This window comes from Fulvimonas soli (assembly GCF_003148905.1).
In the GTDB taxonomy this organism is placed as follows: Bacteria; Pseudomonadota; Gammaproteobacteria; order Xanthomonadales; family Rhodanobacteraceae; genus Fulvimonas; species Fulvimonas soli.
The window spans coordinates 1-19,463 of record NZ_QGHC01000019.1 but is presented as its reverse complement, the minus strand read 5'-3'; the positions used below and the strand labels follow the sequence as shown (position 1 = coordinate 19,463).

At 69.3% G+C, this 19,463-nt stretch carries 13 protein-coding genes and 2 pseudogenes; 12 read left to right on the top strand and 3 right to left on the bottom strand.

Translation table 11 applies throughout. The features are described 5' to 3' along the window. Positions 1–3 precede the first annotated feature (3 nt). The 9 genes from C7456_RS15840 (at position 4) to C7456_RS15800 (ending at position 13,021) form a co-directional block, all read left to right on the top strand. The gene (locus C7456_RS15840) at positions 4–1,041 is read left to right on the top strand and encodes an alpha/beta hydrolase (protein ID WP_109724772.1); all 1,038 of its coding nucleotides are present in this window, start codon (positions 4–6) and stop codon (positions 1,039–1,041) included. A gap of 300 nt (positions 1,042–1,341) precedes the next feature. Then, positions 1,342–2,391: a glycerophosphodiester phosphodiesterase gene (locus C7456_RS15835; protein WP_109724785.1), complete on the top strand. Its 1,050-nt coding sequence runs from the start codon at positions 1,342–1,344 to the stop codon at positions 2,389–2,391. A 232-nt stretch (positions 2,392–2,623) separates the two neighbouring features. Beyond that, positions 2,624–4,993 carry a TonB-dependent receptor gene (locus C7456_RS15830; protein ID WP_425454641.1) on the top strand — a complete coding sequence of 790 codons (2,370 nt, stop codon included), beginning with the start codon at positions 2,624–2,626 and terminating at the stop codon, positions 4,991–4,993. 224 nt (positions 4,994–5,217) lie between these two features. Further along, positions 5,218–5,952, top strand: a complete 735-nt coding sequence (locus C7456_RS15825) for a lysoplasmalogenase (protein WP_109724770.1) — start codon at positions 5,218–5,220, stop codon at positions 5,950–5,952. Next, the gene (locus C7456_RS15820) at positions 5,949–7,214 is read left to right on the top strand and encodes a sterol desaturase family protein (RefSeq protein ID WP_109724784.1); all 1,266 of its coding nucleotides are present in this window, start codon (positions 5,949–5,951) and stop codon (positions 7,212–7,214) included. Before C7456_RS15825 ends, C7456_RS15820 begins: the two co-directional genes overlap by 4 nt. 161 nt (positions 7,215–7,375) lie before the next feature. Further along, positions 7,376–7,945 (top strand): RNA polymerase sigma factor, encoded by a 570-nt coding sequence (locus C7456_RS15815; RefSeq protein WP_109724769.1) that lies wholly within the window; start codon positions 7,376–7,378, stop codon positions 7,943–7,945. A 2-nt stretch (positions 7,946–7,947) separates the two neighbouring features. Then, complete coding sequence (locus tag C7456_RS15810; protein ID WP_109724768.1) at positions 7,948–8,922, top strand: FecR family protein; 975 nt, start codon at positions 7,948–7,950, stop codon at positions 8,920–8,922. A 169-nt stretch (positions 8,923–9,091) separates the two neighbouring features. Then, the gene (locus C7456_RS15805) at positions 9,092–12,319 is read left to right on the top strand and encodes a TonB-dependent receptor (protein WP_170120236.1); all 3,228 of its coding nucleotides are present in this window, start codon (positions 9,092–9,094) and stop codon (positions 12,317–12,319) included. A gap of 192 nt (positions 12,320–12,511) precedes the next feature. Beyond that, positions 12,512–13,021 carry a hypothetical protein gene (locus C7456_RS15800; RefSeq protein WP_109724766.1) on the top strand — a complete coding sequence of 170 codons (510 nt, stop codon included), beginning with the start codon at positions 12,512–12,514 and terminating at the stop codon, positions 13,019–13,021. A gap of 91 nt (positions 13,022–13,112) precedes the next feature. On the opposite strand, the gene C7456_RS15795 is transcribed toward C7456_RS15800, so the two are convergent. After that, positions 13,113–15,575, bottom strand: coding sequence for a TonB-dependent receptor (locus C7456_RS15795; protein WP_109724765.1), 2,463 nt, complete (start codon positions 15,573–15,575; stop codon positions 13,113–13,115). A gap of 173 nt (positions 15,576–15,748) precedes the next feature. On the opposite strand from C7456_RS15795, the gene C7456_RS15790 reads away from it, so the two are divergent. Beyond that, a complete protein-coding gene (locus C7456_RS15790) occupies positions 15,749–17,242 on the top strand; it encodes an amino acid permease (RefSeq protein WP_109724783.1) in 1,494 nt (497 codons plus the stop codon). Positions 17,243–17,289: 47 nt separating this feature from the next. Here the strand turns inward: C7456_RS15790 and C7456_RS17010 are convergent, their stop codons facing one another. Continuing rightward, positions 17,290–17,679, bottom strand: a complete 390-nt coding sequence (locus C7456_RS17010) for a hypothetical protein (RefSeq protein WP_139942910.1) — start codon at positions 17,677–17,679, stop codon at positions 17,290–17,292. 12 nt (positions 17,680–17,691) lie between these two features. Next, entirely contained in the window at positions 17,692–18,558 is an 867-nt protein-coding gene (locus C7456_RS15785) for an RHS repeat-associated core domain-containing protein (RefSeq protein WP_170120235.1), read from the bottom strand. A 316-nt stretch (positions 18,559–18,874) separates the two neighbouring features. Here C7456_RS15785 and C7456_RS17605 point away from each other — a divergent pair. Both C7456_RS17605 and C7456_RS15775 read left to right on the top strand, forming a co-directional pair. Continuing rightward, positions 18,875–19,210, top strand: a pseudogene (locus C7456_RS17605) (RHS repeat-associated core domain-containing protein); the annotation flags it as partial. Then, positions 19,168–19,347 (top strand): annotated as a pseudogene (locus C7456_RS15775) (transposase); the annotation flags it as partial. The pseudogenes C7456_RS17605 and C7456_RS15775, both read left to right, overlap by 43 nt. Positions 19,348–19,463: the final 116 nt, after the last annotated feature.

The following is a 19,463-nucleotide window of genomic DNA, read 5'->3' as shown; positions in this document are numbered from 1 at the left end:
GCCGTGCGCGGGCGGTACCTGATCCTCGGCGCGGCGCTCGCACTCGTGGCGCTCGCCGCGCTGGGGCCGCGCGTCCGGCCGCGCGGGCTGGCGGTGCGCCTGCCGGCGGTGCCCGCCGCGCCGGCCGCGCTGCAGGCGCTGGTGGCGGCGCAGGAGGCTCGCCCGGACCTGCGCCCGGACAACCAGGCGCGCATCGTGTGGGCCGACCCGGCCCATCCGGCGCGCGCCGCCTGCGCCATCGTCTACCTCCACGGCTTCGGCGCCAGCCAGGGCGAGGGCGCGCCGGTGCACCGCGAGCTGGCACGCGACTTCGGCTGCAACCTCTACCTGAGCCGCCTGCCGGGCCACGGCCTGGCCGAGCCCGACGCGATGCGCGGGCTCACCGCGCAGCAGCTCGTCGACGGCGCCGCGCAGGCGCTGGCGATCGGCCGCGCGCTGGGCCAGCGGGTGATCGTGATCGGTACCTCGATGGGCGGCGCGCTCGCGCTGGAGCTGGCCGCGCGGCAGCCGCGCGCGGTGGACGCGGTGGTGCTGTGGTCGCCGCTGGTGCGCGAATACGGCGACCGGCTCGAACCGATGTTCTGGCCGTGGGGCCCGCTCTTCCTGCGCTACGCCTACAACCGCGGCAGCGAGATCGTCGCGCAGCCGCACGCCTCCGGCTACTGGGCCCAGGCGGTGCACGTGGACGGCTACCGCGCGGTGGCCGAGCTGCGCGCCGCGCTGTCGCCGGCGCTGTTCGCGCGCATCCGCGCGCCGCTGTACCTGGGCTACTACTACCGCGACGAGCGGCACCAGGACCGCACCGTCTCGGTGGCCGCGCTGCTCGGCATGTTCGAGCGGCTGGGCACGGCGCCGGCGCTGCGGCGCCGGCAGGACTTTCCGGACGCCGGCGCGCACGTGATCGCCTCGCCGCTGCGTTCGAGGTCGGCCGGGGCGGTGTACCGCGGCACGCGCGACTTCCTGCACGAGGTGGCCGGGCTGCCCTATGCCTGCGGCGGCTCGCGGCCGTGCGCCGCGGCGCCCGCGCCGCCTTCGCCGTGAGGGCGAAGCGGTGACGCGGCCGGCATGGGAACCGTGCGCTGCAATCCGGGCGTCACCGCAGGGACATGTGGCAACTCCACGATCCTTGCTTCGTTGCCCCGCGCTCGAGGCGGGCCCGCCCCTGCTGGAGCTATCCTTCATGCGCAAGCATGTCCTCGCGGCCGTGCCGCTCGTTCGCTCCGGCCATCGCCGCCGGCGCGCCGCGGCGGGGCCTCCTGACGCCGGACGCGAAGCCATGAAGGAGCGCCGATGAAACCGCTAGGCTGGCTGCTGCCGCTCCTGCTCGCCGCCGCCGTCGCCATGCCCGCCGTCCCGCGCGCCCACGAACCCCCGCTCGCCGCCCGCGTGCTGGTGATCGGCCACCGCGGCGCCAGCGCACTGCGGCCCGAGCACACGCTGGCCTCCTACGCCAAGGCGATCGCGGACGGCGCCGACGTGGTCGAGCCGGACCTGGTCTCCAGCAGGGACGGCGTGCTGCTGGTGCGCCACGAGAACGAGATCGGCTCCACCACCGACGTGGCGCAGCATCCCGAGTTCGCCGCGCGCAAGACCACCCGGACGGTGGACGGCGAGGCGGTCACCGGCTGGTTCACCGAGGACTTCACCCTGGCCGAGCTGAAGACGCTGCGCGCGCGCGAGCGCCTGCCGCAGCTGCGCGGCACGCGCTACGACGGCCAGTTCCAGCTGGTCACCTTCGACGAGTTCATCGACTTCGTGGCCGCCGAGGCGGCCGCGCGCGGGCGGGTCGTCGGCATCATCCCGGAGATCAAGCACGGCACCTACTTCGCCGCGCGCGGCCTGCCGATGGAGGACAAGCTGCTCGCCGCGCTGGCCGCGCACGCCTACACGCGCACCGCGCCGGTGGAGATCCAGTCCTTCGAGATCGGCAACCTGAAGTACCTGCGCGGCAAGCTCGGCCAGGAGCACCCCAACGTCCGCCTGCTGCAGCTGCTGGACGAGCCCGGCAAGCAGCCGGCCGACGTCGCGGCCGCGGGCGGCGCGCTCACCTACGCGCAGATGATGACGCCGGCGGGGCTGAAGGAGATCGCCACCTACGCCGACGCCATCGGCCCCGACTACCACGCGGTCATCCCCTACCGCGCCGACGGCACGCTGGGCGAGCCCACCGCGCTGGTGCGCGCCGCCCACGCGGTGGGGCTGGAAGTGCACCCGTACACCTTCCGCCCGGAGAACTACTTCCTGGCGAAGGACTTCTGGAAGGGCGACGACCCGCGCACCTGCAACCCCGAGGGCATGGTGGCGGAAGTGCGCGCCTACCTCGACGCCGGCATCGATGCCTTCTTCACCGACGATCCGGGGCTGGGGAGGCGGGCGGTGGATGGGCGTTGAGGAATGGCATCGCGGCCTCCGGCCGCGATCCACCTGACGCGGGACCGCCAACGGCCGGGCGCCGCTCGCTCGCGCTTCATCCCGCTGGCCGCCCCGGCACTTTGCCCCGGAGGATTTTGAACGTGCGCCGAGAGGCGGCGCGTCCATGAGCGGCGGCGGGCGCCGCCTGGCGTTCGGACGTCCAAACGCAAGCGTACATGCGGATGTCACGGCCGCTAAACAAAGCCGGTCCATGCTGCGCGGACCCGCCGGAACGGTTCCGGCGGGCCCTCCCCTTTCCCGGTCGTCGCGGCGCCCGAGGCGGCCGCCGCGCAAAGGAGCCCGCATGTCCCCGCGCACGCCAACGGTCCGCCGGACCGCGCTCGCCCTCGCCACCCTCGCCGCCCTCCACGGCGGCGCCGCGCTCGCGCGGCCCGACGACGCGGCCGCCGACGCCGGCAAGGCCAAGACCATGGAGGCCGTCTCGGTGGTGGCCAGCGGCGCGACCCGCCAGGTGCAGAAGGTGGCCGCCGAGGACATCCGGGCGCAGGCGCCGGGCACCAGCGCGCTGAAGGTGATCGACGAGCTGCCCGGCGTGAACTTCCAGTCCGCCGACCCGTGGGGCGCCTACGAGTGGTCCACCCAGATCACCCTGCACGGCTTCGACCAGAGCCGCCTGGGCTTCACGCTGGACGGCATCCCGCTGGGCAACATGAGCTACGGCACCACCACCGGCCTGCAGGTCAGCCGCGCGATCAGCAGCGAGAACATCGCCACGGTGGAGCTGGCGCAGGGCGCCGGCGCGCTGGGCACCGCCGCCAACACCAACCTGGGCGGCACCATCCAGTTCTTCTCCGCCGACCCGGACAAGCAGGCCGGCGCGCGGATCAGCCAGGTGATCGGCTCCGACGCCACCCGCCGCACCTACGTGCGGCTGGACACCGGCGCCCTCGGCGGCTGGTCCGCCTACGTGTCCTACGCGCACGGCGAGACCGACAAGTGGAAGGGCTACGGCAACCAGCGCTACGACCAGCTCAACCTGAAGTCGGTGTTCCAGTGGGACGGCGGCCGCGTCAGCCTGTTCGCCGACGGCTCGCGCCGCAAGGAATACGACTACATGGACCTGTCGCTGGCCGGCCGGAAGGCGCTGGGCTGGGACTTCGACTACCTGCAGCCGGACTGGGACGAGGCGGTGCAGATCGCCAACGCGATCGACGGCAAGGGCGACTACCCCGCGCGGTTCGCCGCGCTGCCGCCCGGCTACCCGGTGAGCGACGTGGCGTACTACGCCGGCGGCGGCCTGCGCCGCGACGGCCTGGCGGGCCTGAGCGGCAGCTTCGACCTGGGCGGGAGCGCCACGCTCAACCTGGGCGGCTACTACCACGGCGACCGCGGCGAAGGGCAGTGGACCACGCCCTACCAGCCCTCGTCGGCCGACGTGCCGCTGTCGATGCGCACCACCGACTACGGCCTGGACCGCCACGGCGCCACCGGCTCGCTGCAGTGGACGGTGGGCGGCAACGACATCGAGGCGGGCTTCTGGAGCGAGGACGCCACCACCAATCAGGAGCGCAACTACTTCCACCTGTACGGCCCGTACACCGGCCTGTGGAACTTCTACGACGGGCAGACGCCGTTCCTGCGCGGCTTCCTGCAGCACTACACCAGCCGCACCACGATGGCCTACGCCGAGGACACCCTGCACCTGCTGGACGACCGGCTCACGCTGAACTTCGGCGCCAAGGCGCTGGGCGTGACCAACGAGGCCGAGGCGCGCGTGCCCACCAGCGCGTTCGCCGACGGCCGCGTGCGCGCGAGCAAGGGCTTCCTGCCGCAGCTCGGCGCGAACTACCGGCTGGACGAGGCGCAGGAGCTCTACGCCAACTACAGCAAGAACCTCAACGCCTACGGCTTCCTGCCGTTCAGCCAGTCGCAGCCGGCGTTCGACTCCAGCAGGCGCGAGCTGAAGCCGGAAGAGTCGCAGACCTTCGAGCTCGGCTACCGCGCGCACGGCGAGGCCTTCGAGGCCTCGGCCGACGCCTACTACACGCGCTTCAGCAACCGCCTGCTGGCGGTGACGCCGTGCGCGGCGGTGCTGACCTGCTCGAACATCCTCAGCAACGTGGGCTCGGTGAAGAGCGCCGGCGTGGACCTGGCGCTGATCTGGAAGCCGGCGGACGGCCTGCGCTGGCTCAACACGCTGTCCTACGACAGCGCCAAGTACCAGGACGACTATTTGAACGGCGGCGTGGTGGCGACCAAGGGCAAGTACGTGGTGGGCATCCCCGCCTGGATGTTCACCAGCGACCTGAGCTACGCCGCCGGCGCGTGGCGCGTGGGCCTCGACGGCAAGTACACCGGCCGCCGCTACATCACCTACCTCAACGACTCCAAAGTGCCCGGCTACTGGCTGTTCGACGCCGGCGCCAGCTACGACGCGGGCGCGTGGTCGGCGCTGAAGGACCTCAGCCTGGCGCTCAACGTCACCAACCTGCTCGACAAGCGCTACTTCGCCACCACCGGCACCAACGGCTACGTCGCCTCCGACCCGCAGGGCTGGAACCAGACCCTGATGGCCGGCGCGCCGCGGCAGGTGTTCTTCAGCGTCAACGCGAGGTTCTGATTGCGGGAGGACGGGCGAAGCTTGGCGCCAGCATGGCCGCCTTGCGTCACAAGCGCACGGAACGGTCCCGTTGAAAGTGCATGGAGCGGAGGAGGGCAGCCCCGCGCGGTCCTGCACGGTTGGGCGCGGTTTTTCCCGCCCGCACGACCGCGGCGTTGCAGCATGGAAGCGCGCCGCCGCGCGGCCTATGATCGGCGGCACATACGTCAGCGCACGGATCGACCATGGCCAGCGTGCCCCAGCCCCTCTCCCTGCCGACGCCGCGGCCCGCCTTCGCTTTCGCGGCGGCGCTGGCGGCCGGCGCCGCGATCGCCGGGGCGGTCCTCGCCGCGCCGGCGGCGGCCGACGGCTGGCGCGTGCTGCACTGGATCGGCAAGCCGCTGGCGACGCTGCTGCTGCTCGGCCTGGCCTGGCGCACCGGCTGGCCGCTGTCCTGGCGCTACCGCCGGCGCGTGTGCGCGGGGCTGCTCTGCGCGCTGGCCGGCGACGTGCTGCTGATGCTGCCGGGCGACTTCTTCGTGCCGGGGCTGGTGGCGTTCCTGCTCGGTCACCTGTGCTTCCTCGCCGCCTGGCTGGACGACAGCCGCCTCGCGGCGCGGCCGGCCGCGCTGCTGGGCTGCCTCGCCGCCGCGGCGGCGCTGGTCGCGCTGCTGTGGCCGGGGCTCGCGCCCGCGCTGCGGCTGCCGGTGATCGTCTACGCCGCGGTGCTGGCCACCATGGCGGGGCAGGCGCTGGGCCGCGCCGCCTGGCACGCCGCGCAGCGCGACGCGCTGGCGGCGCCGGCGCGCTGGGCCGCGCTGGGCGGCCTGCTGTTCATGGCCAGCGACAGCCTGCTGGCCTGGGACCGCTTCCGCGCGCCGCTGCCGCTGGCGCCGCTGTGGATCCTCGGCACCTACTATCCCGCGCTGTGGGCGATCGCCCGCTCGGTGGCGCGGTCCGCGCGGACGGGCGACGCATGAACGTGCAGGAACTGGTCATCACCTGGGCCACGCCGGCCTTCTTCGCGCTGATCGCGCTGGAGCTGCTGGTGGCGCGCTGGCAGAGGCGCCCGGCCTACCGGCTCAACGACGCGATCAACAGCCTCGGGCTCGGCGTGATGTCGCAGATCGCCGGCGTGTTCGGCAAGCTGCTGACCATCGGCATCTACGCCTGGTGCGCCCGGCACCTCGCGCTGCTGCGGCTGCCGGCGGACAGCGTGTGGGTGTGGCTGTTCGCGCTGCTCGCCTACGACTTCTGCTACTACTGGCTGCACCGCGCCGGCCACGAGGTGAACGTGCTGTGGGCCGCGCACGTGGTGCACCACCAGAGCGAGCGCTACAACCTCACCACCGCGCTGCGGCAGACCTCCAGCGGCGCGCTGCTGGGCTGGCTGTTCTACCTGCCGCTGGCGCTGCTGGGCGTGCCGGTGGAGGTGTTCGCGGTGGTGGCGCTGATCGACCTGCTGTACCAGTTCTGGGTGCACACCGAGGTGGTCGGGCGGCTGGGCTGGTTCGACCGCGTGTTCTGCTCGCCGTCCAACCACCGCGCGCACCACGCGGTGAACGACCGCTACCTGGACAGGAACTACGGCGGCATCCTGATCGTGTGGGACCGCCTGTTCGGCACCTTCGTGGAGGAGGACGACGCGGACCCGCCGGTGTACGGCACGCGCTCGCCGCTGCGCAGCTGGAACCCGCTGTGGGCGAACCTCGAGGTGTACTGGGCCACCGCCAAGGACATGTGGCACGCGCGGCGCTGGCGCGACAAGCTGCTGGTGTGGATCAAGCCGCCCGGCTGGCGGCCGGCCGACGTGGCCGCGCGCTTCCCCAAGCCGGAGTTCGACATCGGCCGGGCCATCTACGACCCGCCGATCCCGCGCGCGCTGTCCGTCTATTGCCTGGGGCAGTTCGTGCTGCTGCTGGCGATGAGCGTGCACTTCCTCGGCGTGGCGACGGGCGCGCCGCTGGCCACGGCGCTGGCCTACGGCGCCTACCTGGTGGCCGCCCTGTGGGTGCTGGGCGCGCTGATGGAGGGGCGGCGCTGGGCCGCCTGGGTGGAGGCGCTGCGCGTGCTCGGCACCGCGCTGGTACCGGCGCTGGCCGGGCGCTGGTTCGCCGTGGCGCACCTGGCGCCCGCCTATGCGGTGGCGATCCCCGCGGTGTTCGGCGCCAGCGCGCTGGCGCTGCTGTGGCTGGCCTGGCGGCCGGCGGCGCCGGTCGGCGCGGGGCAGGTGGCCGGCTGAGGCCCGCCGCCGGCGCGGCGGGGCCCGCGGCTGACGCGCGGCGCTTTGGTGCGCTGCAAATGTACGCGCGGCCGGATCGGGACTAAAACGGCAGGCTCGGAGGGGCGCGCGGCTGCCGCGTGCCGCCTCGCGGCTTTTCGTCCACGGGTTCCCCATTCGCCATGTCGTTCAGTCCATTGCGTATCCGGCAAGGTTCCGAGGCCGCCGTTCCCGGCAGCCGGGATGGCTTCGCCGCGCTGCTGCGCGAGCTGGAGCCGGGACTGCGCCGCTTCATGGGCCGCCAGCTCGGCGACGCCGACGCCAGCGAGGATGCGGTGCAGGAGACCTTCCTGCGCATGCTGCGCTACCGCCAGCACAGCGAGCAGGGCGAGGTGCGCGCGCTGCTCTTCCGGATCGCCGCCAGCGTGGTGTCCGACCATCGCCGGCAGGCGCGCGCCAAGCAGGCGGACCGCCACTGCGGCATGGAGCACGCGGAGATGGCCTCGCCCGAGGCGCAGCCGGACCGGCTGCTGGCCGACCGGCAGAACCTGGACTGCGTGAGGGAGGCGATCCGCCGGCTGCCGCCGCGCTGCCGCGAGGTGTTCCTGCTGCACCGCTTCGAGGGCATGAGCTATCGTGACATCGGACGGCGGCTGGGCATTTCCGAGCGCACGGTGGAGAACCAGATCGCCCACGCCCTGGCGGTCTGCCGCCGCGCACTAGGGGAATATCGCGGCAGAACGTTCAAGTAGCCATGGACCGCGCAACCGACACCGCGATCATCGAGCAGGCCGAACGCTGGTTCGCCCGCCTGCGCGCGGACGACTGCGCCGCGGCGGACCGCCGCGCGTTCGAGGACTGGCGCGCGTCCGATCCCCGCCACGCCGAGGCCTACGACGAGACCCGGCGGCTGTGGGCGGGCATGCTGCCGCTGGCGGCCGACGCGGAGGTCGCCGCCTGGCGCCGCCAGGCGCGGGCCGCGGCGGACCGGCCGCGCGCGCCGCGCCTGCGCCGTCCGCTGCTCGGGCTGGCCGCCGCCGCGGCGATGCTGGCGCTGGCCGCGGGCGGCTATCTCGCCTGGCGCACGCAGGCGCCGCCGCCGGCCGTCGCGCGCTACGCCACGGCGGCCGGCGAGGTGCGCGCGCTGGTGCTGGCCGACGGCTCGCGCCTCACCCTGAATGCGGACACGGTGCTGGAGGCGAGCATGGGCGCGCAGGCGCGCACCGTGTACCTGCGCCGCGGCGAGGCGGTGTTCGACGTGGTCCACGAGGCGGCGCGGCCGTTCGTCGTGCACGCCGCGGGCAACGTGATCCGCGACATCGGCACGCGCTTCGACGTGGAGCTGGACGGCGCGCGCACCGACATCACGGTGGCCGAAGGCATCGTCAACGTGACCCGCGACGGCAAGACGGCCACGCTCGCCCACGGCGAGCAGCTCGCCGTGGGCGAGGGCCTGTGGCGCCGCCGCAGCATCGACCCGTCGGTCGCCACCGGCTGGACCCAGGGCATGCTGGTGTTCCGCCAGACGCCGCTGGAAGAGGCCGTGGCCCAGGCCAACCGCTACGGCAGGGGCCGGCTGGTGGTCGAGGATCCCTCGCTGGCGCAGCTGCCGATCAGCGGAGACTTCCATGCCGGCGAGACCGACTCGCTGGTGCATGCGCTGGAAAGCGCGTTCCCGATCCGCGCCCGGCGCGGGGCCGGCGACGTGATCCGCCTCTCGCGGCGCTGAAGGGCGGCGGGCCCGGCGCGCGCCGCGCGCTGCTCCGCGAAAAAAGTTTCTAGGGGTACCGGCCGCGCGCAACGTTCTAGTTGCCTGACGCAATGACTGCACAGGCGACGAAGGGGGACGATGCATGCCGATGTCAAGGACCCGCAGCGGATTCCGGGGAAGCGCAGGATTGCGCCGCACGCTGCTGGCGGCGGCGCTCGGCGCGGTGGTGGCCGGCGCCCCCGCGGCGCTGGCGCAGACGGGCGGCACGGCGGCCGCGGCGACCGTCTTCCACATCGCGCCGGGCTCGCTCGACCAGGCGCTGCACCAGTTCAGCGCGCAGAGCGGCATCCAGGTGCTGTTCGATCCGGCCCTGCTGGCCGGCCGCTCCTCCGCGGGGCTGGACGCCCAGCTGCCGGCGCGCGCGGCGCTCGACGGGCTGCTCAAGGGCAGCGGCCTGATCTACCAGTTCACCGACGGGCATACCGTGGTGGTCAAGCGGCCCGCGCGACCGGCCGGCCGCCTGCCGGCGACGGGCGCGACGGGCGCCGCGGCGGCCGACGCGGTGCGCCTGCAGGCGGTGACCGTCACCGCCGAGAAGAAGACCGAGCACATCGAGAAAGTGCCGATCGCGATCTCGGCCTTCACCGGACAGGACCTGGACGACCGCAAGATCGAGACCGGCGGCGACCTGGTCAAGAGCACGCCCAACGTCAGCTTCACCAAGACCAACTTCGCCAGCTACAACTTCCAGATCCGCGGTATCGGCACGCAGGCGCTGTCGGTCACCACCGACCCCGCCGTGGCGGTGAGCTTCAACGACACGCCGCTGATCCGCAACCGGCTGTTCGAGCAGGAGTACTTCGACGTGGACAACGTCGAGGTGCTGCGCGGCCCGCAGGGCACGCTGTACGGGCGCAACGCGACCGCCGGCGTGGTCAACATGATCCCGAACCTGCCCAGCTTCGACGGCTTCGAGTCCTGGGTGAAAGCCGAGGTGGGCAACTACGACGGGCGGCGCTTCAGCGGCATGCTCAACGTGCCGCTGTCGGACACGCTGGCCTTCCGCCTGGCCGGCGCCTGGACCGACCGCGACGGCTACGACCACAACACCGTGACCGGCCACGACGTGGACGGGCGCAACCTGTGGAGCGGCCGCGCCAGCCTGGCGTGGAAGCCGAGCGACAGCGTGCAGACCAGCCTGGTGTGGGAACACTTCGACGAGCACGACGACCGCGCCCGCACCGGCAAGCAGCTCTGCCACGCCGACCCGGGGCCCGCCGAGATCGGCGGCGTCGCGATCGTCAATCCGATCGACCAGTCCACGCTGAGCCAGGGCTGCATGGAAGGCTCTCTGTACGGCAAGGACGCCTTCGGCGTGCCCAACGGCCTCAGCCTGCCGCAGGTGCTCACCGGCAGCGCGATCACCCTGCTGGGACTCAAGCCCGACTTCAGCGGCGTGGTGCCGCTGCTCAACGGCAATCCCTACGCGGGCGTGACCCAATCCACCGATCTGCGCACCATCGCCACCACCTTCGACCCGATCTTCCACGCCAAGAACGACGTGGTGCAGTTCAACCTGCAGGCCGAGCTGGACCCGCAGCTCAAGTTCGTCTCGCAGAGCCTGTTCACCCGCGACTCGTATTTCTCCGAGCAGGACTACGGCCGCTTTCCCTCCGGCCCGATATTCAACGACTCGCTCGGGCTGGTGGACTTCCTGGGCGAGCCGCTTTCGCCGGACACCTATCCGGGCCTCACGCCCGGCGGGGTGTTCGTCGACCCGCAGCTGGGCGCGTCGCGGCAGATGCTGGCGGTGGACCGCACCCAGTCCTACAGCCGGCAGTGGTCGCAGGAGTTCCGCCTGCAGTCCGATTTCGACGGGCCGTTCAACTTCAACCTCGGCGTGAACTTCCTGAAGTTCAAGATCGACGAGAACTACTACGTCTTCAACAACGTGTTCACCGCGATCGCCGAGGAGCAGTACAACCTCGGCACCGGCTTCGCCGGCCAGCCGCCGCAGCCGTGCGCGCCGGGCTCGACGGACGGCTGCATCTACATCGACCCCAACCCGCTGGACCGGATCAACGGCCAGGGCCACAACTACTTCCGCAGCGACAACCTCGCCCGCACCTGGTCGACCGCGGTGTTCGGCGACACCTACTGGCGGCTGGCCGACGACCTGAAGCTCACCGTGGGCCTGCGCTTCACGCGCGACCGCAAGACCACCACGCCGGTGCCCAGCCAGCTGCTGCTGGGCCCCAGCGGCCTGGGCGGCACCGGCGCCGGCTACGTGAACTACGGCTATCCCGCCGGGCAGGACATCGGCCAGCACTGGAGCGAGCCGACCGGCCGGGTGGTGCTGGACTGGACGCCGCAGCTGCCGTTCACCGACAGCACCCTGCTGTACGGCTCCTACTCGCGCGGCTACGTCGCCGGCGGCACCAACTCGCCGGGCATCGGCGTGGACCCGACGCTGCTCAGCTATACGCCCAACGCGGCCACCTTCAAGCCCGAGTTCGTCAACGCCTTCGAGCTGGGCACCAAGAACATCCTCGCCGGCGGCAAGCTGAGCCTGGACGCGGATGTCTTCTACTACGACTACCGCGACTACCAGGTCTCGCAGATCGTCAACCGCGGCACGGTCAACGAGAACTTCGACGCCAAGACCTGGGGCGCAGAGGTGCAGGCGGCCTGGCAGCCCAGCCGCAGCTTCCGCGCCGACGCCACGCTCGGCCTGCTGCGCACGCGCATCGGCCACCAGCAGTATTCGATCGACCAGATGAACCTGACCGCCGGCAACCCCGACTGGGTGGTGGTCAAGCCGTTCGTGCAGGCCGCGCAGGCCTGCATCGCGCCGGTCCAGGACGTGGCGCAGCTGATCAGCCAGATAAGCAGCGCGTCCAACTCGGCCTACCTGTACCTCGCGGCGCTTTGCTCGTCCACCTCGCCGCTGGTGCAGGGCGGCTACCTGCCGGGCTCGCTCTACTCGCAGCTGACCGGCGTGGTCTACGACCCGCGCACCGCGCCCAACGGCGGCGCCGGCATCGCCTCCGACGTGGGCGGCAACGAGCTGCCCAACGCGCCGCACGTCACCTACAACCTGGGCCTGCAGTACACCTTTCCGTTCGGCGATTCGGACCTGGTCGTGCGCGGCGACTACTACCACCAGGGATCGAGCTGGGCGCGCGTCTACAACGACCCGATCGACCGCATGCGCGGCTGGAGCAACACCAACCTTTCGTTCACCTACGAGCACCCGGGGAACGACCTGACGGTGCAGCTGTACGTCAAGAACGTGTTCAACAAGTCGCCGATCACCGGCACCTTCCTCAACAGCTCCGACAGCGGGCTGACCACCAACGTGTTCACGCTGGACCCCCGCATCATCGGATTGTCCCTGCGCAAGGGCTTCTACTGAGCCGTACCGATGCGCTGCGCTGCCTTTTTACCCTTTTCCCGGACGGGCGCCGCCGCAGGCGGCGGACGCGCCGGGGAACGGCGGCCTCCCCGCGGACGTAGCGGGATCGACGCCACATGCGGCGACGGCAGGTACCTACCCCGGGTCTGCCGCGCTCCCCTGTCGATGGTCAAACAAAATGGAGAGAAACTCATGAACGCGATCAAATCCCTGCTGCTCGGCTCGCTGGTCATGGCGGGCACGCTCGGCGCGCCGGCGGCCTTCGCGACTCAGTGGTCGGTGGGCGGCAGCACCACCGGCACCAGCATCATCGGGCCGGGGCCGACCAGCGTCAGCTTCCTCGGCATCGCCTATCCGTGCACGTCGACCTTCACCGTGGAATCGGTATCGGGCGTGGCCAAGGTGACCGCCGCCAGCTTCACCGGCAGCAGCGTGTGCAACGCGATCCACGCCAACAACCTGCCGTGGGCGATCAGCGCGCCGACCGCGGTGTCCGGCAGCACGCCGACCTGGACCGCCACCGTCTCCGGCGTCAGCGTGGTGGCCGCGGGCATCTTCACCTGCTCGGGCACCGCGACCATCAAGGTGGTCGGCGACGACAGCGTCCCCACCTCGACCCACGTCAACCTGAGCGGCTCGCTCGGCGTCTGTACGGTGAACAGCGGCGACCTGACCACCAGCCCGATCGTCAAGGGCATCTGACCGCAACCGGCGGCGGCAGGGCGGGAGCCCCGCCGCCGCCTCCGCGGGCCGCCGCTGCGGGCGACGACCGGACCGTGCGAGCGCGCCGCCCTCAGAACTTCGCGTGCAGCTCCATGCCCCACATCCGCGGCGGCGTGACGTAGGCGTAGGGCGTGCCCAGCACCGACTGCGAGACGGTACCCAGGTCGGTGACGTAGCGCTGGTCGAACAGGTTGTTGACGAACAGTGCCGCGCCCCAGCGGCCGCCCCGGGCGTCCCAGCCCAGCCGCAGGTCGGTGCGCTGCTGCGCCTCGGTGAGGTCGAACGGCGCGCCGGGCAGGGCGCAGTGGCCCTCGTAGGTGGAGTCGTCGTTGCAGCGCTTGTGCCCGCGGTAGCCGTACTGGCCGCTCAGCGTGAGGTCGCCGTTGGCGACGCCGTGCCAGGTGTAGGCGGCGGCCAGCGAGAAGGAGACCCTGGGCTCGTCCACCGGCTGGCCGGAGACGTCGATGCCGGAGGAGGCCACCGCGTCGCGGTACCTGGAGTCGATGTAGGTGCCGTTGAAGTCCAGCTGCAGGTTCTCGAGCGGCAGCCATTGCGCCTCCAGCTCGAAGCCCTTGGCCTCCTGGTTGGTGTTGCTCACGCGGTACTGCGGCACGTTGAGGCCGCCGCTGGTGGGCGTCAGCTGCAGGGTCTGGCGGTCGTCGTAGCGGTAGTAGTAGAGCGAGGCGTTGAGCAGCAGGTCGTGCTCGGGGAACACGCTCTTCACGCCGGTCTCCAGGTTCCACACCTTCTCCGGCGCGAACTGCGAGTTGGGCGCCACGCCGTTGTAGCCGCCGGCCTTGTAGCCCTTGGCCAGCGAGGCGTAGCCCATCACGTCCGGGGTGAACTTGTAGTCCAGCACCACGCGCGGGCTGAGGTCGGTCCAGCGGTTGCTGCGCGCGATGGTCTGGCCCACCGCGGTGGGGAAGATCTGGTTCTGGGTGAGGATCGCGCGCAGCTGCTCGCCGCCGAGCTGGCCGCCGGTGAGGATCGGCACCAGGTCGAACAGCCCGGCCGCCTGCATCCGGTCGAGCGTGGCGTCCAGCTCCGGCGCGTAGCGCGTGGGCGTGTACCAGTCGAAGTACTTCTTGTCGATGGTGTAGCGCAGGCCGGTGGTGAGGTTGAGGCGGTCGCTGAGGTGCCAGATCACGTCGCCGTAGGCGGCGTAGGCGTTGAAGCGGCCCTTGTTGGAGACGGTCTCGGTCCACGGGTCGCCGAGCAGTCGGTAGGGCAGGCCGAAGGACTGCAGCAGCGAGTCGAAGTAGCCGAACAGCGTGCCGTCCGGGGTGAGCCCCTGCGCGGCGCCGGTGTTGAGCACCAGCGTGTCGTAGGTGTCGGTGTTCACCCGCGCCAGGCTGGTCTGGGCGGCGTGCTCGGTGTACAGGCTGGCGCCGGCCACCCAGTCCGCCAGGTCGTTGTTGCCGCTCAGCTTGAACTCCTGGTACCAGGTGTGGCCGCGGCCGATCACGCCGGTGTCCAGGTGCGAGGTGACGTGGTCGGTGCCGTCGCCGTCCTCGATGTGCGACATGTCGTAGCCGGTCCAGGCGGTGATCGAGGCGAGGCTGCCCCAGTCGAAGGCGTGGTCGACGGTCAGCGTGCCGGACTGGTAGCGCCGCCGCTCGCGGCCGTCGCCGGCGTCGTTGAAGAACGGCGCGTGGCGCGGGTCGTAGAAGTGGGCCGGCTCGGCCGGGAAGGGCGGGCGCTGGTACAGGTCGGTGGAGGACAGCGGGATCAGCCCCACGTCCAGGCGCGAGGGCTGGTTCACCCGGTCGTAGTTCCAGGCCAGCAGCACGCGGGTGTCCGGCGTGACGTCCCAGCGCCACACCGCGCGCGCGCCGTACTCGTCGTCCTTGCCGTAGTGGCGGCCGTTGGCGGCGTCCTTGATCCAGCCGTCGCTCTGGTTGTCCAGCACGCTCACGCGCAGCGCCATGTCCTTGCCCATCGGCAGGTTGAGCAGCGCGTCGCCGTAGCGCCTGCCGTAGCTGCCGAAGCGCACGCGCGCCTTGCCCTCCAGCTTGTCGCCGGGCTCGTTGGTGACGATGGAGATCGCGCCGGCTGCGGTGTTGCGGCCGAACAGCGTGCCCTGCGGCCCCTTGAGCACCTCGACGCGGGCGATGTCGTTGAACGCCAGCAGCGCGCCGCCGGCGCGGGTCTGGTACACGCCGTCGATGTACACGCCCACCGCCGAGTCGGTGCCGATGCCGAAGTCGCTGGTCTCGATGCCGCGCAGGCGGTAGGTGGGCTGGGTGGCGTCGTCGGCGTCCACCACCAGGCTGGGCACGAACAGGTTCATGCGCGAGAGGTCGGTCGCGGCCACGCGCTCCACCTGCTGCGTGGTGAGGATGTCCATCGCGATCGGCACGTCCTGCATTTCCTGCGTGCGGCTCTGCGCGGTCACGGTGATCTGGCCGAGCTGGGTCGCCGGCGGCTTGGGCGCGGCCTGGTCGGCGGCGGCGTCCTGGGCCGGCGCGCCGCAGGGCGCCAGGCAGGCCAGCAGCGCGCAGGCGATGCCCGCGGCAAGGGTGTTGCGTCGCATGTGCTTGTGTTCCCCGGTCGTGGTCCGAAGCATCCAACCCCGCACGTGCGGCCCCCTTGGATACCTGGCCGTATGTTCGGCCGCGATGCGCGCCGCTGTATAGGCGCAGCGCAGCAAGGGGGCGGCGGCGGCATTCGCTATGATCGGCGCTCTTTGGGCCGAGGGGCATGGCGATGGGATTCTGGGGCAGGCTGGTGCGGCACAAGCCGGTGGAGCAGTTGCAGGCCGAGGCCGGCGCGCGGCACGACTTCCGCCGCGTGCTGGGGCTGTGGCAGCTCACCGCGATCGGCATCGGCGCGATCATCGGCGTAGGCGTGTTCGTGCTGGCCGGCCAGCAGGCGGCGATGAACGCCGGCCCGGCGGTGATCCTCTCCTTCATCGTCGCCGGCCTGGGCAGCGCCTGCGCGGCGCTGGCCTACGCCGAGTTCTCCGGCATGATCCCGGTCACCGGCAGCGCCTACACCTACGGCTACGCGGTGCTGGGCGAGCTGTTCGCCTGGATCATCGGCTGGGACCTGCTGATCGAGTACGCGCTGATCGTGGGCGTGGTGGCGATCGGCTGGTCCGGCTACGTGCAGGCGCTGCTCGAACAGCTGTTCGGCGTGCAGCTGCCGGCGTGGGCGCAGGGCGCCTACGACCCGGCGCACCCGGAGAGCGGCAAGGTGTTCAACGTGATCGCCGCCGGCATCGCGCTGCTGATCGCGCTGCTGCTCACGGTGAAGACCGAGTGGGGCGCGCGCTTCAACACGCTGATCGTGGTCGTCAAGGTGATCGGCGTGGCGCTGGTGGTCGGCGTGGGCGCGTTCTACGTGAACCCGGCCAACTGGCATCCCTTCATCCCGCCCGCGGTCGCTGGCGCCGGCGGCAGCCACTTCGGCTGGGGCGGCGTGCTGGCGGCCTCCAGCATCGTGTTCTTCGCAGTGTTCGGCTACGACACGCTGACCACCGCGGCGGAGGAGGCGCGCCATCCGCAGCGCGACCTGCCGCGTGCGGTGCTGCTCTCGCTGGCGGTGTCGATGGCGCTGTACCTGGCGGTGTCGCTGGTGCTCACCGGCATGGTGCCGTACCCGCAGCTCGACTCGCCGGCGCCGGTGGACGCGGCGTTCAAGGCGCTGGGGCTGGACTGGGTGCGCGCGATCATCTCGGTCGCGGCGATCGCCGGCATCACCAGCGTGCTGTTCGCCTTCATGCTGGGGGCGGCGCGCATCTGGTTCGCGCTGGCGCGCGACGGCCTGCTGCCGGAGTGGTTCGCGCAGGTGCACCCGAGGTACGGCACGCCGGCGCGGCCGACGCTGATCCTCGGCGCGTTCACCGCGCTGGTGGCCGGCTTCCTGCCGATTGGCGAGGTGGCCGAGCTGGTCAACATCGGCACGCTGGCGGCCTTCATCATCATCTGCGGCTCGGTGCTGGTGCTGCGCGTGCGCAAGCCGCAGCTGCGGCGCAGCTTCCGCACCCCGGCGCTGTGGCTGGTGGCGCCGGCCGGCATGCTGTTCTCGCTGTTCCTGATCGTCGGCTGGCCGTGGTGGCAGGACGGCCGCCTGGTCATGCTCGGCGGCCTGCCTTGGATCACCATCGAGCGCTTCGTGGTGTGGATGGCGATCGGCCTGGTGGTCTACTTCGGCTACGGCATGCGGCACAGCCGGTTGGAACCGGGCAGCTTCAAGTAGACATAGGCACAATATAAATAATTTATTTATACCTGAATCCACTGCCGTCAACGCTCGACAATCTCCTTGCACAAGGCAACAATCTGTGCTCCCCAGCTAGGCTCGACATATATCAAGGTCTCACACCCATTCTTTATAGACGAGACAATCGCCCCCATTCTTTCAGCATTCAAAAAACTTGACGCATCCGATAAGCTGGAAACCCACTCAAGCTTATCCGCAACATCTCTTTCAATCACATCGTGCCCCGTATAAGTAATGATTCTCGACACCACGTTCTGCAAAACAAGATCGCTGGATTTGAATAGGCTGCAGCCACGCAGGATGATTTCCATCCTTTCACCAGGCTCGCTTTTAAATGTCAGATCAACACTGCCCGAACCCGCATCCAATCGAATTGAAATCAATACGCAATCGTGGTAATTACGCGATAGCATGCCTCGCACTCCTCAAAAGCCATCTTTAGCGGGATCGTAAGGCCGACCAGGCCCTCGCGTCGGCATACCGTTTTCGTCACGCCCCCAGTCATGCACATGGGGCTTCCCTTGGCCATGATCGTGATCCACATCGATATCCTTCAACGGCTTTCCATCCTCACCGTATAAGCGTCTCTGACCGCTCCCCGGATTGACGTGCACGCTCCCAGGGACGCCTTCATTTGGAGTCTTGGTTGACTTCCCATTTACAACTTCTTCATTGATGCCGGCACCTGTCTCGGCTCCATTACTTTTGGTAGCATCTGAGTGTTCTTCAGTCCCCATAATGTGATCGGCAAGCTGGCCCAGTTTGTACCCGACAATGCCCCCGGCAACGCTGCCTCCCGCAATTTCTGCAGGTGTAGCTAGCACATTTACTCCACCCGTTACCGCGTCGACCGCAACCGAAGCCCCGGCCGTGCTCACTGCACCAACCACAGCTCCTTGCTTGGCCCATAATTCAGCGTACTTTTTGCCGTCCGGATCTACATATCGAACAGGATTTCCTTTGGCATATAAGTAGCGGTTTTGATCATAAATTCCATTTTCTTGGATTGCCATAGGGTCGATACTTAAAAAACGTCCCGCATCCGGGTCGTAATAACGGGCCTGCATATATACGAGCCCCGTATCCTTGTCATTTACATGCCCGGTAAAGCCGGGTCCGGATGGAGACTCTCCCAACGTCGCTCGCCCATAGGGCGAGTAGTCATACCTGGCTATGATATTGCCATTGGCGTCAGTCTTGGCCAGCACTGTTCCCTGAGGGTCAGTGTAGTAATAATGTACTTCTTTGGCTCCCACCGAGCGAGCCAACAAGAATGTGCTGATCAGCAGCATTGTCCTGATTAATCGTGCCATATCTTTAAACTCCTTGTCCGGAGGGGTATAACGATTATATCATATCAATAATCGTCCAGCTTCCCATCACAATTTCATATCAGCTTTTCCCAAAGAGTGGACGCCTGATAGATCATCGAATAGTTGTGGCGTTGTGTTTTGACATGGGCTGTGGGGATATATGGTAAAAATATATTATATCGAAGATAATGGAAGGTGCGTTCTTTTTAATCAGCTCGATTCAGGTCAAGGAGGTACATTATTGCTACCCTCCTCAGGGAGCGGTACTGGTAGTGGCCGATAAGATAAGAATGGAAATATTATTTCCAGATATGATTATGCACCATATGGGCGCGAAGTATCTGGGGTCTCTACAGCGAGACCTGGCTATGCTGGCCATATAAATGATCCGGATACTGGCCTAATATATATGCAGGCTCGATACTACGATCCCGAGGTTGGTGGATTTTTAAGTGTCGACCCGGTTGGTCCTGTCATGGGTGAAATCGCTTACTTTAACCTGATTAGCCCCGACCTTCAGCTGCGAGTCGCAGGATCTGCGCCGCACGCGGCCCAGCATGGTGCCCTTGAATCCACCGGGGCGACACCATGGGCATCAACCACGTGCAGTTCCAAGCCGGTCGCTCGATGAGCGAATTCATCCACCGCTACGGCACCGAAGCCAAGTGCTACCGCGCTTTGTACAAGTGGCGCTGGCCCCATGGCTTTCGCTGCCCGGCCTGCACCGGACGGACGCGATCGCGCTTCAGACGCGGCCAGGTGATCTACTGACCTGCCCCCACTGAGCCGTACCAAGTGAAGCTGTAAAGTCCGTCAACCACGAGGACGGACATGAAGAAGAGTCGCTTCACCACCGAGCAGATCATCGGGTTCATCAAGCAGTC

Coding starts and splice junctions, on each gene's coding strand:
- C7456_RS15830 (WP_425454641.1), top strand. CDS start 2,624: ATGCTGCGCGGACCCGCCGGAACGGTTCCGGCGGGCCCTCCCCTTTCC.
- C7456_RS15825 (WP_109724770.1), top strand. CDS start 5,218: ATGGCCAGCGTGCCCCAGCCCCTCTCCCTGCCGACGCCGCGGCCCGCC.
- C7456_RS15800 (WP_109724766.1), top strand. CDS start 12,512: ATGAACGCGATCAAATCCCTGCTGCTCGGCTCGCTGGTCATGGCGGGC.
- C7456_RS15835 (WP_109724785.1), top strand. CDS start 1,342: ATGCCCGCCGTCCCGCGCGCCCACGAACCCCCGCTCGCCGCCCGCGTG.
- C7456_RS15820 (WP_109724784.1), top strand. CDS start 5,949: ATGAACGTGCAGGAACTGGTCATCACCTGGGCCACGCCGGCCTTCTTC.
- C7456_RS15815 (WP_109724769.1), top strand. CDS start 7,376: ATGTCGTTCAGTCCATTGCGTATCCGGCAAGGTTCCGAGGCCGCCGTT.
- C7456_RS15785 (WP_170120235.1), bottom strand. CDS start 18,558: ATGCTGCTGATCAGCACATTCTTGTTGGCTCGCTCGGTGGGAGCCAAA.
- C7456_RS15795 (WP_109724765.1), bottom strand. CDS start 15,575: ATGCGACGCAACACCCTTGCCGCGGGCATCGCCTGCGCGCTGCTGGCC.
- C7456_RS15790 (WP_109724783.1), top strand. CDS start 15,749: ATGGGATTCTGGGGCAGGCTGGTGCGGCACAAGCCGGTGGAGCAGTTG.
- C7456_RS15810 (WP_109724768.1), top strand. CDS start 7,948: ATGGACCGCGCAACCGACACCGCGATCATCGAGCAGGCCGAACGCTGG.
- C7456_RS17010 (WP_139942910.1), bottom strand. CDS start 17,679: ATGCTATCGCGTAATTACCACGATTGCGTATTGATTTCAATTCGATTG.